This window comes from Streptomyces sp. NPDC020489 (assembly GCF_044386545.1).
GTDB lineage: Bacteria > Actinomycetota > Actinomycetes > Streptomycetales > Streptomycetaceae > Streptomyces.
Genome location: NZ_JBIRUZ010000020.1, coordinates 72692 through 84990 on the forward strand (window position 1 = coordinate 72692; position 12299 = coordinate 84990).

Consider the following 12299-nt stretch of genomic DNA (forward strand, 5'->3'; position numbering starts at 1 on the left):
CGGTCTCCCAGGATGCCCTGTGCCCTCGCGGGGGCAAAGCTGTGAGGCGGTCGGTGATCGGGTGTGCGCCTACCGGACGGCCGTGACCCGGCCCGGGAGCGGGCCCTCCCCCGGGGCTGCTCCCGGGCCGGGATCTCAGGAGGTGTGCCGGGCCGCGTTCGCGTCGATCGCGGCCCGCAGGTGCTGGGCCAGACCGGGGCGCATGGAGTCGTAGAACGCCTTGAAGCGCTCGTCGGACACGTACATCTCACCGAGGCACCGGTGCATGTCGTACGGGCACTCGTAGAACCAGCCGCAGATGTGCTGCCGGTGCTCCTCGGCCATGTCCATGGCCGCCTCGGAGGTCGGCGGTTCGCCGGCCGCCATCAGCGCGCCGTAGCGCTCGCTCCAGGCGGCCACCTCGGCCTGCATGCGTTTCCAGTCGTCCTTGGTGTAGCGCGCCGCGCGGCGCTGCGACTCGGCGTACGCCTCCGTGCCGCCCCAGCGCTGCTCCGCCTCCTCGGCGTACTGCTCGGGGTCCTTGTCGCCGAAGACCTCGAACCGCTCCTCGGGGGTGAGGTTGATGCCCATCTTCCGTGCCTCCATGGCCTGCTCCACGGCCGCCGCCATCTTCCGCAGCTTCTCGATCCGGGCGGTCAGCAACTCGTGCTGGCGGCGCAGGTGCGCGCGCGGGTCCGTCTCCGGGTCGTCGAGCAGGGCGGCGACCTCCTCGAGCGGGAAGCCGAGCTCGCGGTAGAACAGGATCTGCTGGAGCCGGTCGAGGTCGGCGTCGTTGTAACGCCGGTGGCCCGCGTGGCTGCGCTCGCCGGGTACGAGCAGTCCGATGTCGTCGTAGTGGTGCAGCGTGCGCACCGTCACTCCGGCGAAACCGGCGACCTGTCCCACGGTGTAGCTCACTTCGTCCGCTCCCTTCTCGGTACGCCCTCCACGCTGCTCCCTCACGCCACGTGAGGTGCAAGCCGGTTTCCGTCCCCGGGGCCAGGGGGTGGCCGCTCCCTCCGGATGTCCCGCCCGTTTTGTCCGCTTATCGTGACCCCGTGGTCCAGGACACCGCACAGCGGGCGCCCACCGCCCCAGCCTCTCCCCACGGCAGCCCGGTCCGCCGAATCCCACCCCCAAGGAGTCGATCGATGCCGCTCCATCAAGGCCCCGAGAGGCCCGACGAGCGTCCGCTGTCCGTCAATCCCTTCTACGGGGAGGCCGACCCGGTCGCCGGCATGTCCGAGGCCCCGCCCAAGCACCGGCTTCCGGACGCGCCCCTGCCGCCCGCCACGGCCTACCAGGTCGTCCACGACGAACTGATGCTGGACGGCAACTCCCGGCTCAACCTCGCCACCTTCGTCACCACCTGGATGGAGCCGCAGGCCGGGGTCCTGATGGGCGAGTGCCGGGACAAGAACATGATCGACAAGGACGAGTACCCGCGCACCGCCGAGTTGGAGCGGCGCTGTGTGGCGATGCTCGCGGACCTGTGGCACGCGCCCGACCCGTCGGCCGCCGTGGGCTGTTCGACGACCGGGTCGAGTGAGGCCTGCATGCTCGCCGGGATGGCCCTCAAACGGCGGTGGAGCAGGCGGGACCCGAAGCCCGGGGCCCGGCCGAACCTCGTGATGGGCGTCAACGTCCAGGTGTGCTGGGACAAGTTCTGCAACTTCTGGGAGGTGGAGCCCCGGCTGGTCCCGATGGAGGGTGACCGCTTCCATCTCGACCCGCAGGCCGCCGCCGCGCTGTGCGACGAGAACACCATCGGGGTCGTCGGCATCCTCGGCTCCACCTTCGACGGCTCCTACGAGCCCATCGCCGACCTCTGCGCCGCGCTCGACGACCTCCACGAGCGCACCGGCCTCGACGTCCCCGTGCACGTCGACGGCGCGTCCGGGGGCATGGTCGCCCCCTTCCTCGACGAGGACGTGTCCTGGGACTTCCGGCTGCCGAGGGTCGCCTCCATCAACACCTCCGGGCACAAGTACGGGCTCGTCTACCCGGGCGTCGGCTGGGCCCTGTGGCGCGACAAGGAGGCGCTGCCCGAGGACCTCGTCTTCCGGGTGAACTACCTCGGCGGCGACATGCCCACCTTCGCCCTCAACTTCTCCCGGCCCGGGGCCCAGGTCGTCGCGCAGTACTACACCTTCCTGCGGCTGGGCCGGGAGGGCTATCGGGCGGTGCAGCAGTCCACCCGGGACGTGGCCACGCGGCTCGCCGGACAGGTGGAGGCGCTCGGCGACTTCCGGCTGCTGACCCGCGGCGACCAGCTGCCGGTCTTCGCCTTCACGACCGGTCCGGACGTCGAGGCGTACGACGTCTTCGACGTGTCCCGGCGACTGCGGGAGAGCGGCTGGCTGGTGCCGGCGTACACCTTCCCGCCGAACCGCGAGGACCTGTCCGTGCTGCGGGTGGTGTGCCGCAACGGCTTCACGGCCGACCTCGCCGAGCTGTTCCTGGAGGACCTGCGCCGTCTCCTGCCGGAACTGCGCCGCCAGCCGCATCCGCTGACGCGGGACAAGGGGGCGGCGACGGGCTTCCATCACTGAGCGAGCACCGTGAACCGTCGGCCGACGCGAGCCCCCCGCCCCCATCCCCCTACTTGCTCAACGCCCCGAACCTCCGCACGGCCAGGGGGAAGAAGACCGCCACCAGCGCCACCGGCCACGCCACCGCGGCCCACACGTGTCCGGGTTCGCCGCCGGGACTTGCGAACAGGTCCCGTACGGCCGTGGCCGTCTGGGACATCGGGTTCCACTCCACGACCGCGCCCAGCCAGCCCGGCATGGAGTCCGGCGTCGCGAAGGCGTTGGAGAGGAAGCCCACCGGCCAGACCAGGATCTGCACGGCCTGCACCATCTCGGTCCTCCCGGCGACCATCGCCAGGTGGATGCCGATCCAGAGCATGGCGAAGCGGAACAGCAGCAGCAGACCGACGGCACCGAGGAAGCCCGCCACCCCGCCCTGCGCGCGCCAGCCGAGCGCCGAGGCCGCGCCGAGCATCACCGCGAGGCCCAGCGCCGACTGGAGCATGTCGGCCACCGAACGCCCCACCAGCACCGCCCCGCTGGCCATCGGCATCGAGCGGAACCGGTCGATCACGCCCTTGTCGAGGTCCTGGGTGACCGCGACCATCGTGCCCTCCAGACCGAAGGCCATGGTGAGCGCGAGCATGCCGGGGACCAGGTAGTCGACGTAGTCACCGCGCACGCCCCGGCCGCCGCCGACCAGATAGGCGAACATCACCAGCAACATCACGGGGAAGACCAGACCGACCACGATCCGCACCGGCTGCCGCGCCCAGTGGGCGAGTTCGCGCCGGGTCATGGTCCAGGAATCGGTCAGCGCGTACGTACTCACACGGCCTCCCTCAGGCCTCGGTGCCCGCCCGTGTCCCCGTCCGTGAGGTGCAGGAACACCTCGTCCAGCGTCGGCCGGCGCAGCGCCACGTCCTCCGCCTCGACACCGGCTTCTTCGAGGGCCCGTACGACCCCGGAGAGCGCCGCCATCCGGTCGGTGACCGGCGCGCTGAGCAGCCGCCGGTCGGTGTCGACCGTGACGCCCGTCCCGCCGAGCGGCAACAGGGCGACCGCCGCGCCCAGTTGGCCCGCGTCCCGCAGGACGACGTCGATCCGGTCGCCGCCCGTCAGGGCCTTCAGCTCGTCCGCCGTGCCGTCGGCGATCACCCGGCCGCCATCGACGATCGAGATGCGGTCGGCGAGCTGGTCGGCCTCCTCCAGGTACTGCGTGGTGAGCAGCACCGTCGTGCCGCCGCCGACGAGGGAGCGGACCGCGGACCACACCTCGGCGCGGCCGCGCGGGTCGAGTCCCGTGGTCGGTTCGTCCAGGAAGAGCACTTGCGGCTCGGTGATCAGCGAGGCCGCGAGGTCCAGGCGGCGGCGCATGCCTCCGCTGTAGGAGCGGACCTGCTTGCGGCCGGTGTCCGTGAGGTCGAAGCGCGCGAGGAGTTCGTCGGCACGCGCGCGTGCCCGGCGCGCGCCCAGGTGGTGGAGCCGACCGAACATCTCCAGGTTCTGCCGGCCGTCGAGTTCCTCGTCGAGTGCCGCGTGCTGGCCCAGCAGGCCGATGCGGAAGCGCACCTCGCGGGCCTGCCGTACGACGTCGCACCCCGCCACCTCGATGCGGCCCGCGTCCGGCCGCAGCAGGGTGGCCAGGATGCGCACCAGGGTCGTCTTGCCCGCGCCGTTCGGTCCCAGGACCGCGTGCACCGTCCCACGCCCCACCAGGAGGTCGAGACCGTCCAGGGCGTTCTTCCCTCCCGTACCGCCGTACCTCTTGCGTGCCCTTTCGACGATGATCGCCGCGTCGGCCACTTGCCCTCCCTTGCTAGTCAAACTTGACTACCACCTGAAGGCTAATACCCGAGCCTCAATTGGTCAAACTTGAATAGTGCCGTTCCCGGTGAGCCGGGGCCCTGGGTCAGCGGGCGTCCTCCGGATGCCGCTCCCCCGTCGCGTACGGGTTCTCCTGGTCGTCGGTGAGCACGCCGACGAACGGCTCGCCCTCGCCCGCGAAGGTGTAGGCGCCGCCCTCGATCCGGGCGATCGTCCCCTCGGTCCACTCGGCCTCCGCGTCGGCCGTGTGGATCCAGAGGTTCATGATCTCGCCGATGTGGCCGAGCTGCTCCGGGCCCTGCTCGGGGACGTAGTGCTCCAGGACCGCCGAGCGCCACTCCTGGATCCGCCGGATCCGCTCCTTGAGCAGGGCGACCGCCTCGGCCCGCGGCAGGTCGACGATGAAGCCGATGGCCGCGGACTTCATGTCCGTCTTCTGGTCGTACGAGGTCAGCGCCTCACGCAGCAGCCGCAGGAACTCCTCGGTGCCGGCCTCGGTGATCTCGTACTCCGTGCGCGGCGGCCCGCCCGCGGTGGACGGCGCGATCTCGTGCGCCAGCAGCAGCCCTTGCTTCGCCATCTGCTTCAGGGCGTGGTAGATCGAACCGGGCTTGGCGTTGGACCACTCGTGCGCGCCCCAGTACTCCAGGTCGTTGCGCACCTGGTAGCCGTGGGCCCGCCCGTGCTGGCGCACCGCGCCCAGCACGAGGAGACGGATCGCTGACATGCCGTCCAGGGTAGGCCTCGCGGCCTCACCCCCAGTCGCCGCCCTGCTCCTGCGCGACCAGCGCGAAGGCGGTCGCCCCGTCCAGGGACTCACGGACGATGTCGGCGTGCCCTGCGTGCCGGGCCGTCTCGCGGATCAGGTGGAGGACCAGCCAGCGCATCGAGACCCGCTCGTCCGGCGGGAACCAGGGGTCGTTCGGCAGCGGGAAGGTGTCGTCGAGGCTCGGCACCGCGCGGATGAACGCCTCCGTCTCGGCGGCGACCTCCTCCCAGTACGCGAGCTGCTGCGCCACGGTCTCGCCCTCGACCAGCGTGAAGCACTCGTGCCAGTTCGACTCGTCGCGCTTCACCGCGGGGGCCTCGCCCCTGGCCCGCGCGATCCAGCCCTGCTCGGTCTCGGCGACGTGCTTGAGCAGGCCCGACAGGGACAGCTCGCTCGCGCTGGGCCTGGTGGCGGCCTGTTCGTCGGTCAGCCCCAGCAGGGACCGCCGGATGCCGCCGCGCTGCTCCTCCAGGAAGGAGAGCAGAGCGCCGCGCTCGTCGCCGTGTGCCTCGGGTCGCACGTGAGTGACCATGACCGGCCGCCTTTCGTCGGGATCAGCTGGCTTTGCCTGACATCTACGAAGGTAGAGGGGCTTGCGGTCAGCTTCTGTCCGCAACGGGCCGAGGACCCGAAGGCGTGCGGAGAAGCGGCGAGGCCGGCGCCGCGGCCCCTGGGGGCGGGCGCCGGCCTCGTGGGCGGGCGGGTCAGAACGGGAAGCCGCTGCGGCCGTGCTGGACGGAGATCCACTTCAGGGTGGTGAAGGAGTCCAGCATGGTGTCGCCGTTGAGGCGGCCGACGCCGGAGCTCTTCTCGCCGCCGAAGGGGACGATCGGCTCGTCGTGGACGGTGCCGTCGTTGACGTGGAACATGCCGGTGTCGATGCGCTTGGCGAAGTTGACGCCGCGCTCGATGTTCGCGGTGTGGACGGCACCGCTGAGGCCGTACGGGGTGTCGTTGACGACACGGACCGCCTCCTCCTCGCCGTCGACCGGGATCAGGAAGGCGACCGGGCCGAAGACCTCCTGGCGCAGGAGGGCGGAGTCGGCCGGGAGGTCCGTGAGCACGGACGGCGAGACGAGGTTCTCGTTCGCCTCGCCGCGCACCAGGGCCGTGGCGCCCTCGGCGACCGCCTGCTCGACGACGGCCGAAAGGGCGTCCGCCTGCGAGGAGTTGATGACCGGGCCGATGACCGTCTGCGGGTCGCTGGGGTCGCCCACCTTCAGGGACCTCACCTTGGCCACGAACTTCTCGGTGAACTCGTCCGCGATCGAACGGTCCACGACGATCCGGTTGGCGGCCATGCAGACCTGGCCCTGGTGGACGTAGCGGCTGAAGACCGCGGCGTCGACGGCGTAGTCGATGTCGGCGTCGTCGAGGACCACGATCGCGCTGTTGCCGCCGAGTTCGAGGACGGAGCGCTTGAAGTGCGAGGCGGTGACCGTGGCGACGTGGCGGCCGACCTTGTCGGAGCCGGTGAAGGAGATGACCTTCGGGATCGGGTGCTCGATGAAGGCGTCACCGATCTCCGCGATGTCGGTGACGACGACGTTGAGCAGGCCCTTGGGCAGGCCCGCGTCCTCGAAGAGCTTCGCGACCAGCGTGCCGCCGGTGATCGGGGTGTTCTGGTGCGGCTTCAGCACGACGCCGTTGCCGAGCGCCAGCGCCGGGGCCACCGACTTGATCGACAGTAGGAAGGGGAAGTTGAAGGGGCTGATGACGCCCACCACGCCCACCGGCACCCGGTAGACGCGGTTCTCCTTGCCGTCGACCGGCGAGGGGATGATCCGGCCCTCGGGGCGCAGCGCGAGGTGGATCGCCTCGCGCAGGAACTCCTTGGCGAGGTGCAGTTCGAATCCGGCCTTGACCAGCGTGCCGCCGAGCTCGGCGATGATCACCTCGGTGATCTCCTGCTGGCGCTCGTCGATCAGACGCAGGGCCTTCTCGAACACCGCGCGGCGGGCGTAGGGGTTGGTCTCGGCCCACTCCTTCTGCGCCCGCGCGGCCGCCCGGTACGCCTCGTCGACCTCGTCGACCGTGGCTATGGTGATCGACGCCAGCTTCTCCCCGTCGTACGGGTTGAAGTCGATGATGTCCCAGGAACCGGTACCCGGGCGCCACTCACCGTCGATGTACTGCTGGGCCAGGTCAGTGAAGTACGACGACATGTGATCCCCAAATCGCTAGCAGACGCACGATCAACGTCACGGTCTGATCACGCGTCATCGTACTTGTGCCGCACGCGAGTTGGGGACGCAGAGCAAGGTTCTGGGGAAAACCCTGCGAGACGTCGCGAGGCCCCAGGGGAGCCGGAGCGGGCCCCTCAGGAGAGCTGGAGCAGCCCTTCAGGAGAGCTGGAGCAGGCCCCTCAGCAGGTCCCGGCTCTCGCTCGGCCCCGGGCTGTCCTGCTGGAGCTCCTTGAGCGCCTTCTCGTACTGGGCGACGTCCTCCTGCTTGTCCAGATACAGCGCACTGGTGAGCTGCTCCAGGTAGACCACGTCGGACAGGTCGGACTCCGGGAAGCTCAGGATGGTGAAGGCGCCGGACTCGCCGGAGTGCCCGCCGAAGCTGAACGGCATGACCTGAAGCCGTACGTTGGGGCGCTCGGAGACCTCGATCAGGTGCTGGAGCTGGCCGCGCATCACCTCGCGGTCCCCGTAGGGCCGGCGCAGCGCGGCCTCGTCGAGGACGATGTGGAACTCGGGACCGTCGGCGTCGGCGAGGTACCTCTGCCGTTCGAGCCGCAGCGCGACCCGCTTCTCGACGTCGGCCTCGCTCGCGCCCTTCATGCCGCGCCGCACCACCGCGCGGGCGTACGCCTCGGTCTGGAGCAGGCCGTGCACGAACTGCACCTCGTACACCCGGATCAGGGTGGCCGCGCCCTCCAGGCCGACGTAGGTCGGGAACCAGCTCGGCAGGACGTCGGAGTAACTGTGCCACCAGCCCGCGACGTTGGCCTCGCGGGCGAGGGCGAGCAGCGAGGCGCGCTCCTGCTCGTCCGTGATGCCGTACAGGGTCAGGAGGTCCTCGACGTCTCTGGTCTTGAAGCTCACCCGGCCCAGCTCCATCCGGCTGATCTTCGACTCCGAGGCGCGGATCGAGTAGCCCGCGGCCTCGCGGGTGATTCCGCGCGCCTCACGCAGTCGCCTGAGTTGCGAGCCGAGCAGCATGCGCCGCACCACCGATCCGGGCTCTCCCGCGCTCACGTTCGCCAGCCTCCCCAGCCGTCTTCAGGAGCCGAAGTCTGCCACTAAAACACTTCGAGCTGTACTCGCCCGATTACAGAGATGGAAAGAAGCCAAAGATTCCACACATCACAAGGAGAGGAGAAGGCAAGAGAGGTAAGGAAGTTGGCGGAAAAAATGCCCAACAAGCGGTACGGGAACGTCCAATTCGGTCACGTGCACGTGCATCTGCACCTTGCATCTGCACTCCTCATCCGAAACCATGGTCCCGCGCAACCGCTGCATCGCAACGACCGCGAACCTCCGGGAGTGCCTCGCATGGGGACGAATGGATCGACCATGCTCGAGCCGTTACGGCAGGGCCTTCCGCCGCTGGATCCCGCGGCCGTGTCCAACGCCGCCTCCTGCGCTCTGCCCGCCCGCTACGAAGCGGTGCGCGAGGCACGGCAGTTCACCCGCAGAACGCTCGACCAGTGGACCATAGGCGACCGTTTCGACGACGTCTGCCTGGTGGTCTCCGAACTGGTCACCAACGCGCTGCGGCACGGTCTGTCGACGGGCAACGGACACGCCCCCGACCAGATCCCGCCAGTGCGGCTGCATCTGATGCGCTGGACCGAGCGGCTGGTGTGCGCGGTGCGCGATCCCAGCCACGACAGTCCCGTCGCGCGCGACTCGGACGACTGCTCGGCGGAGTCCGGGCGCGGCCTGTTCCTCGTCGACTCCTTCGCCGACGGCTGGGGCTGGCACCCGCTCGCGGGCTCGCTCAACGGCAAGGTCGTCTGGGCGCTGTTCCGTCTGCCGTCCGGCGAGTAGGGCGCCGGGGCGTTTTTCGGCGCCCCGGTTCTACGCGCGTCATCGGGCAAGCGAGGACGAACGCCGCGAGTCCGGCGCCATCGGAGGGGATCCCGGACGTCAGCCGACGACCAGGTGGTCGAACTCGCCGTCCTTGACGCCGAGCAGCATCGCCTCGATCTCGGCGCGCGTGTAGACGAGCGCCGGGCCGTCCGGGAAGCGGGAGTTGCGCATCGCGACGCCCCCGTCGGGCAGCCGCGCGAACTCCACGCAGGATCCCTGGGAGTTGCTGTGCCGGCTCTTCTGCCAGGCCACCCCGTCCAGGTCCGCGGCCGCCATCCCGTTGTACACGTCGATGCCGTTGTACACGTCGTGGTCCACAGGTCGCTCCCCGGTGCTGCGGTGGCCTTGGGGGCCATTGATGCAATGGTCAACTGGTCCGGATCATAGCTCTGTTCACGTGCAGATGCATGAGCAGATGCACGTGCACGCGCGGTGCCCCTGTGGTTACAGATGTGACGTACGGGGCGTCGGATCCCTTCCCCGGCGCTCTGGCATCCGGGCCGGACTCCCTCGTGCAAAGGAACAGACGCGTATGACGCCGGTTGTGTTCCACCCCGCGCCCCCTTGTACGGAGGCAAAGTTCGGCCCCGGCGCGCGGGGGGCTGCGCGCCGGGGCCTGGCGGAGGGGGTTCAGCGAGTGCTGTACGGCAGCAGCGCCATCTCCCGGGCGTTCTTGATCGCGCGGGCCAGCTGCCGCTGCTGCTGGGCGGTGACCCGGGTGACCCGACGACTGCGGATCTTGCCGCGGTCGGAGATGAACCTCCGCAGCAGCTCGGTGTCCTTGTAGTCGATGTACGTGATCTTGGCCTGGTCCAGCGGGTTGGGCCGGTTCTTCGCGGGCTTGCGCTCGGGCTTGCGGGGCATCGGGGTCAGACCTCCAGGAGGGTGTCGAAGGCGGGCGGCAACTGCTTCCACGCGTCGCGGCCCGCGGCGTACTCGGCGTCCGTCAACAGGCAGGACTCCAGCAGCCGTTCGAGGCCGTCGCGGTCGAGGGCGGGCGAGGTGAACACCAGGTGCTGGCAGCAGTCGCCGTGCTCGGGGTGCCAGTCCATCGCTGCGGCGGCGCGGCGCACCGGCGGGACCATCTCCCAGGCCGCGTCCGGCAGGGAGGCGAGCCAGGGGCCCGCGCTCTCCACGCACAGCGCCCCGCCGGCGGCGTCCCAGTGCAACAGCACGTCCGGCCGGTCGGCCAGCCAGAACCTGCCCCGGCTGCGGGCGGCGGCGCAGGTGATGTCCTCCAGCGCCTCGTACAGCCGCTCCGGGTGGAAGGGACGGCACCGGTGCCAGACCAGGGTGGAGACGCCGTGGGCGTCCGCCTCGGTGGGCAGCAGGGCGCAGGCGGGGTGCTGGGCGGCGGCCGCGGCCTCCACGTCGAACCCGGCGAGGGCGGCCTCGGCCAGCGGCGACCGCGCGGACGCCGGTGCGGCCGGGCGCGCGTCGAACGGCTCGTCCACCGGGTCCGTGTGGCCGACCGGGACCTGCCGGGCCGTCGGGTGGAGCTGGGCGAGCAGCTCGCGGTCCTCGTCGTCGGCCGCCTCCGAGTCGACGACGGCGAGGACCGGGGCGTACTCCAGCTGGCGGGCGAAGGTGTCGGCGACCGTGCGCTGGTCGGTGGCGGCCGCGGCGAGGCCGCGCTCGGCGAGGTCGTCGCCGTTGCCCAGACAGGGCAGGACCAGCGCCGGGTCGACGGCGGTGATCACGCCGGTGACGGTGAGCCCGCCGGCCGTGACGACCTCCGCCATGGCCTTGGGCTCGACCGAGTCCCACAGCTCGACGACCGCGAGCCGGGTGTGCCCGTCGTCGGCCAGCCGGAGCAGCTCCGGCACCAGGTCCTCGCGCAGCGCGCAGCACGCGCAGTCGTTGACCAGGGGCGCCTCCCCCGCGGAGAGCAGGCCGGAGGCGTCCCGCACGGTCCGTACGACCGTGCCCACCGCGGCCGTCGCCAGGTCGTGGTGGAGGGCGACGCTGGCGGGCACCTCGGCGAGCAGCTGTGCGACGGTCGCCTTGCGGGCGTCGACGTGCAGCCCGCCGACGATCACGACGGAGAGCATCGGCCCTGACATCAGCCCTTCTTCCCGTACCGGCGCTCGAAGCGCTCCACGCGTCCGGCGGTGTCCAGGACACGGGCCGTGCCGGTGTAGAAGGGGTGGCTGACGTCGGAGATCTCCACGTCGACGACCGGGTAGGTGTTGCCGTCCTCCCACTCGATCGTCTTCTCGCTCGTCATGGTCGAGCGGGTGAGGAAGGCGTAATTGGCGGCGCGGTCGCGGAAGACCACGGGGCCGTAGGCGGGGTGGATCGCCTTGCGCATGGCGGTCAGCGCTCCTCTCGGAAGTCGACGTGGCGGCCGACGACCGGGTCGTACTTGCGCAGGGTCATACGGTCCGGGTCGTTGCGGCGGTTCTTGCGGGTCACATAGGTGAAGCCGGTCCCCGCGGTGGACCGCAGCTTGATGACCGGGCGGAGTTCGTTGCGTGCCATGCTGCTATCTTACTGAAAATGAATTCCATTTACACAACTGCTTCGAGAGAGGTGCATCACCCGTGTCCGCCCACTGCATGCTGACCGGCGCCCGGCCCGGCTTCGGCAACCGCATCTCGCACTCCCACCGGCGCACCTCGCGCCGCTTCGACCCCAACATCCAGTCCAAGCGCTACTGGCTGCCCAGCGAGGGCCGCCACGTCCGGCTGCGGCTGAGCACGAAGGGGATCAAGACCGTCGACACGATCGGCGTCGAGGCCGCCGTCGCCCGCATCCGGGCGCGCGGGGTGCGGGTCTGACGGGCCCGAGGAAACGGAGGAGGAACCGGTATGGCGAAGAAGAGCAAGATCGCGAAGAACGACAAGCGGCAGGAGGTCGTCGCCCGGTACGCCGAGCGGCGCGCCGAGCTGAAGGAGATCATCCGGCGGCCGTCGTCCACCGACGCCGAACGGGCCGCCGCCCAGCGGGAGCTGAGCCGGCAGCCGCGGGACGCGAGCGCCACGCGCGTGCGCAACCGTGACCAGGTGGACGGGCGGCCGCGCGGCTACTTCCGCGCCTTCGGCCTGTCCCGGATCGGCCTGCGCGAACAGGCGCACGCCGGATACCTGCCGGGGGTCCGCAAGTCGTCCTGGTAGCTTGCTGCGGTCCTTGCGTCGACCGCTACAGCTAGGA

At 70.5% G+C, this 12299-nt stretch carries 16 protein-coding genes; 4 read left to right on the forward strand and 12 right to left on the reverse strand.

Annotated elements, in window-relative coordinates; genetic code table 11:
• Positions 1-135 precede the first annotated feature (135 nt).
• Positions 136-897, reverse strand: a complete 762-nt coding sequence (locus ACH41F_RS37780; RefSeq protein WP_398839546.1) for a MerR family transcriptional regulator — start codon at positions 895-897, stop codon at positions 136-138.
• Between the two features lie 233 nt (positions 898-1130).
• Here ACH41F_RS37780 and ACH41F_RS37785 point away from each other — a divergent pair, with 233 nt between their 5' ends.
• On the forward strand, positions 1131-2531 hold the full coding sequence (locus tag ACH41F_RS37785; protein WP_391241682.1) for a glutamate decarboxylase: 1401 nt from the start codon (positions 1131-1133) through the stop codon (positions 2529-2531).
• Between the two features lie 49 nt (positions 2532-2580).
• Here the strand turns inward: ACH41F_RS37785 and ACH41F_RS37790 are convergent, their stop codons facing one another.
• The 6 genes from ACH41F_RS37790 to ACH41F_RS37815 all read right to left on the reverse strand — a co-directional run bounded on the left by ACH41F_RS37790 (position 2581) and on the right by ACH41F_RS37815 (position 8273).
• Positions 2581-3342 (reverse strand): ABC transporter permease, encoded by a 762-nt coding sequence (locus ACH41F_RS37790; protein ID WP_398839547.1) that lies wholly within the window; start codon positions 3340-3342, stop codon positions 2581-2583.
• The gene (locus ACH41F_RS37795; protein ID WP_391241688.1) at positions 3339-4316 is read right to left on the reverse strand and encodes an ATP-binding cassette domain-containing protein; all 978 of its coding nucleotides are present in this window, start codon (positions 4314-4316) and stop codon (positions 3339-3341) included. The genes ACH41F_RS37790 and ACH41F_RS37795 overlap by 4 nt, the downstream gene beginning before the upstream one ends.
• Positions 4317-4422: 106 nt before the next feature.
• Entirely contained in the window at positions 4423-5064 is a 642-nt protein-coding gene (locus tag ACH41F_RS37800; RefSeq protein ID WP_391241691.1) for a helix-turn-helix transcriptional regulator, read from the reverse strand.
• 25 nt (positions 5065-5089) lie between these two features.
• A complete protein-coding gene (locus tag ACH41F_RS37805; RefSeq protein WP_391241694.1) occupies positions 5090-5638 on the reverse strand; it encodes a DinB family protein in 549 nt (182 codons plus the stop codon).
• A 172-nt stretch (positions 5639-5810) separates the two neighbouring features.
• Positions 5811-7271 (reverse strand): aldehyde dehydrogenase family protein, encoded by a 1461-nt coding sequence (locus tag ACH41F_RS37810; RefSeq protein ID WP_391241697.1) that lies wholly within the window; start codon positions 7269-7271, stop codon positions 5811-5813.
• Positions 7272-7448: 177 nt separating this feature from the next.
• Positions 7449-8273 carry a Scr1 family TA system antitoxin-like transcriptional regulator gene (locus ACH41F_RS37815; protein ID WP_391241872.1) on the reverse strand — a complete coding sequence of 275 codons (825 nt, stop codon included), beginning with the start codon at positions 8271-8273 and terminating at the stop codon, positions 7449-7451.
• A 333-nt stretch (positions 8274-8606) separates the two neighbouring features.
• Between ACH41F_RS37815 and ACH41F_RS37820 the strand changes: the two genes are divergently transcribed.
• Complete coding sequence (locus ACH41F_RS37820) at positions 8607-9104, forward strand: ATP-binding protein (RefSeq protein WP_391241700.1); 498 nt, start codon at positions 8607-8609, stop codon at positions 9102-9104.
• Positions 9105-9203: 99 nt separating this feature from the next.
• On the opposite strand, the gene ACH41F_RS37825 is transcribed toward ACH41F_RS37820, so the two are convergent.
• The 5 genes from ACH41F_RS37825 to rpmG form a co-directional block, all read right to left on the reverse strand.
• On the reverse strand, positions 9204-9464 hold the full coding sequence (locus ACH41F_RS37825) for a DUF397 domain-containing protein (RefSeq protein WP_391241703.1): 261 nt from the start codon (positions 9462-9464) through the stop codon (positions 9204-9206).
• Positions 9465-9776: 312 nt separating this feature from the next.
• A complete protein-coding gene (gene rpsR / locus ACH41F_RS37830) occupies positions 9777-10010 on the reverse strand; it encodes a 30S ribosomal protein S18 (RefSeq protein WP_391241706.1) in 234 nt (77 codons plus the stop codon).
• 5 nt (positions 10011-10015) lie between these two features.
• Positions 10016-11197: a CobW family GTP-binding protein gene (locus ACH41F_RS37835; protein WP_398839592.1), complete on the reverse strand. Its 1182-nt coding sequence runs from the start codon at positions 11195-11197 to the stop codon at positions 10016-10018.
• A gap of 11 nt (positions 11198-11208) precedes the next feature.
• Positions 11209-11457, reverse strand: a complete 249-nt coding sequence (locus ACH41F_RS37840) for a type B 50S ribosomal protein L31 (protein ID WP_391241709.1) — start codon at positions 11455-11457, stop codon at positions 11209-11211.
• Positions 11458-11462: 5 nt separating this feature from the next.
• Positions 11463-11627, reverse strand: a complete 165-nt coding sequence (gene rpmG, locus ACH41F_RS37845) for a 50S ribosomal protein L33 (protein ID WP_019753828.1) — start codon at positions 11625-11627, stop codon at positions 11463-11465.
• Positions 11628-11689: 62 nt separating this feature from the next.
• Between rpmG and rpmB the strand changes: the two genes are divergently transcribed.
• Positions 11690-11926 carry a 50S ribosomal protein L28 gene (rpmB, locus tag ACH41F_RS37850; RefSeq protein WP_398839548.1) on the forward strand — a complete coding sequence of 79 codons (237 nt, stop codon included), beginning with the start codon at positions 11690-11692 and terminating at the stop codon, positions 11924-11926.
• A 30-nt stretch (positions 11927-11956) separates the two neighbouring features.
• A complete protein-coding gene (gene rpsN, locus ACH41F_RS37855) occupies positions 11957-12262 on the forward strand; it encodes a 30S ribosomal protein S14 (protein WP_391241714.1) in 306 nt (101 codons plus the stop codon).
• Positions 12263-12299: the final 37 nt, after the last annotated feature.

What these genes read in the sequence shown, in the direction of transcription:
- ACH41F_RS37785 (WP_391241682.1), top strand. Translation starts at nt 1,131, where the DNA reads ATGCCGCTCCATCAAGGCCCCGAGAGGCCCGACGAGCGTCCGCTGTCC.
- ACH41F_RS37800 (WP_391241691.1), bottom strand. Translation starts at nt 5,064, where the DNA reads ATGTCAGCGATCCGTCTCCTCGTGCTGGGCGCGGTGCGCCAGCACGGG.
- ACH41F_RS37805 (WP_391241694.1), bottom strand. Translation starts at nt 5,638, where the DNA reads ATGGTCACTCACGTGCGACCCGAGGCACACGGCGACGAGCGCGGCGCT.
- ACH41F_RS37810 (WP_391241697.1), bottom strand. Translation starts at nt 7,271, where the DNA reads ATGTCGTCGTACTTCACTGACCTGGCCCAGCAGTACATCGACGGTGAG.
- ACH41F_RS37815 (WP_391241872.1), bottom strand. Translation starts at nt 8,273, where the DNA reads ATGCTGCTCGGCTCGCAACTCAGGCGACTGCGTGAGGCGCGCGGAATC.
- ACH41F_RS37820 (WP_391241700.1), top strand. Translation starts at nt 8,607, where the DNA reads ATGGGGACGAATGGATCGACCATGCTCGAGCCGTTACGGCAGGGCCTT.
- rpsR (WP_391241706.1), bottom strand. Translation starts at nt 10,010, where the DNA reads ATGCCCCGCAAGCCCGAGCGCAAGCCCGCGAAGAACCGGCCCAACCCG.
- ACH41F_RS37835 (WP_398839592.1), bottom strand. Translation starts at nt 11,197, where the DNA reads ATGCTCTCCGTCGTGATCGTCGGCGGGCTGCACGTCGACGCCCGCAAG.
- ACH41F_RS37840 (WP_391241709.1), bottom strand. Translation starts at nt 11,457, where the DNA reads ATGCGCAAGGCGATCCACCCCGCCTACGGCCCCGTGGTCTTCCGCGAC.
- rpmG (WP_019753828.1), bottom strand. Translation starts at nt 11,627, where the DNA reads ATGGCACGCAACGAACTCCGCCCGGTCATCAAGCTGCGGTCCACCGCG.
- rpsN (WP_391241714.1), top strand. Translation starts at nt 11,957, where the DNA reads ATGGCGAAGAAGAGCAAGATCGCGAAGAACGACAAGCGGCAGGAGGTC.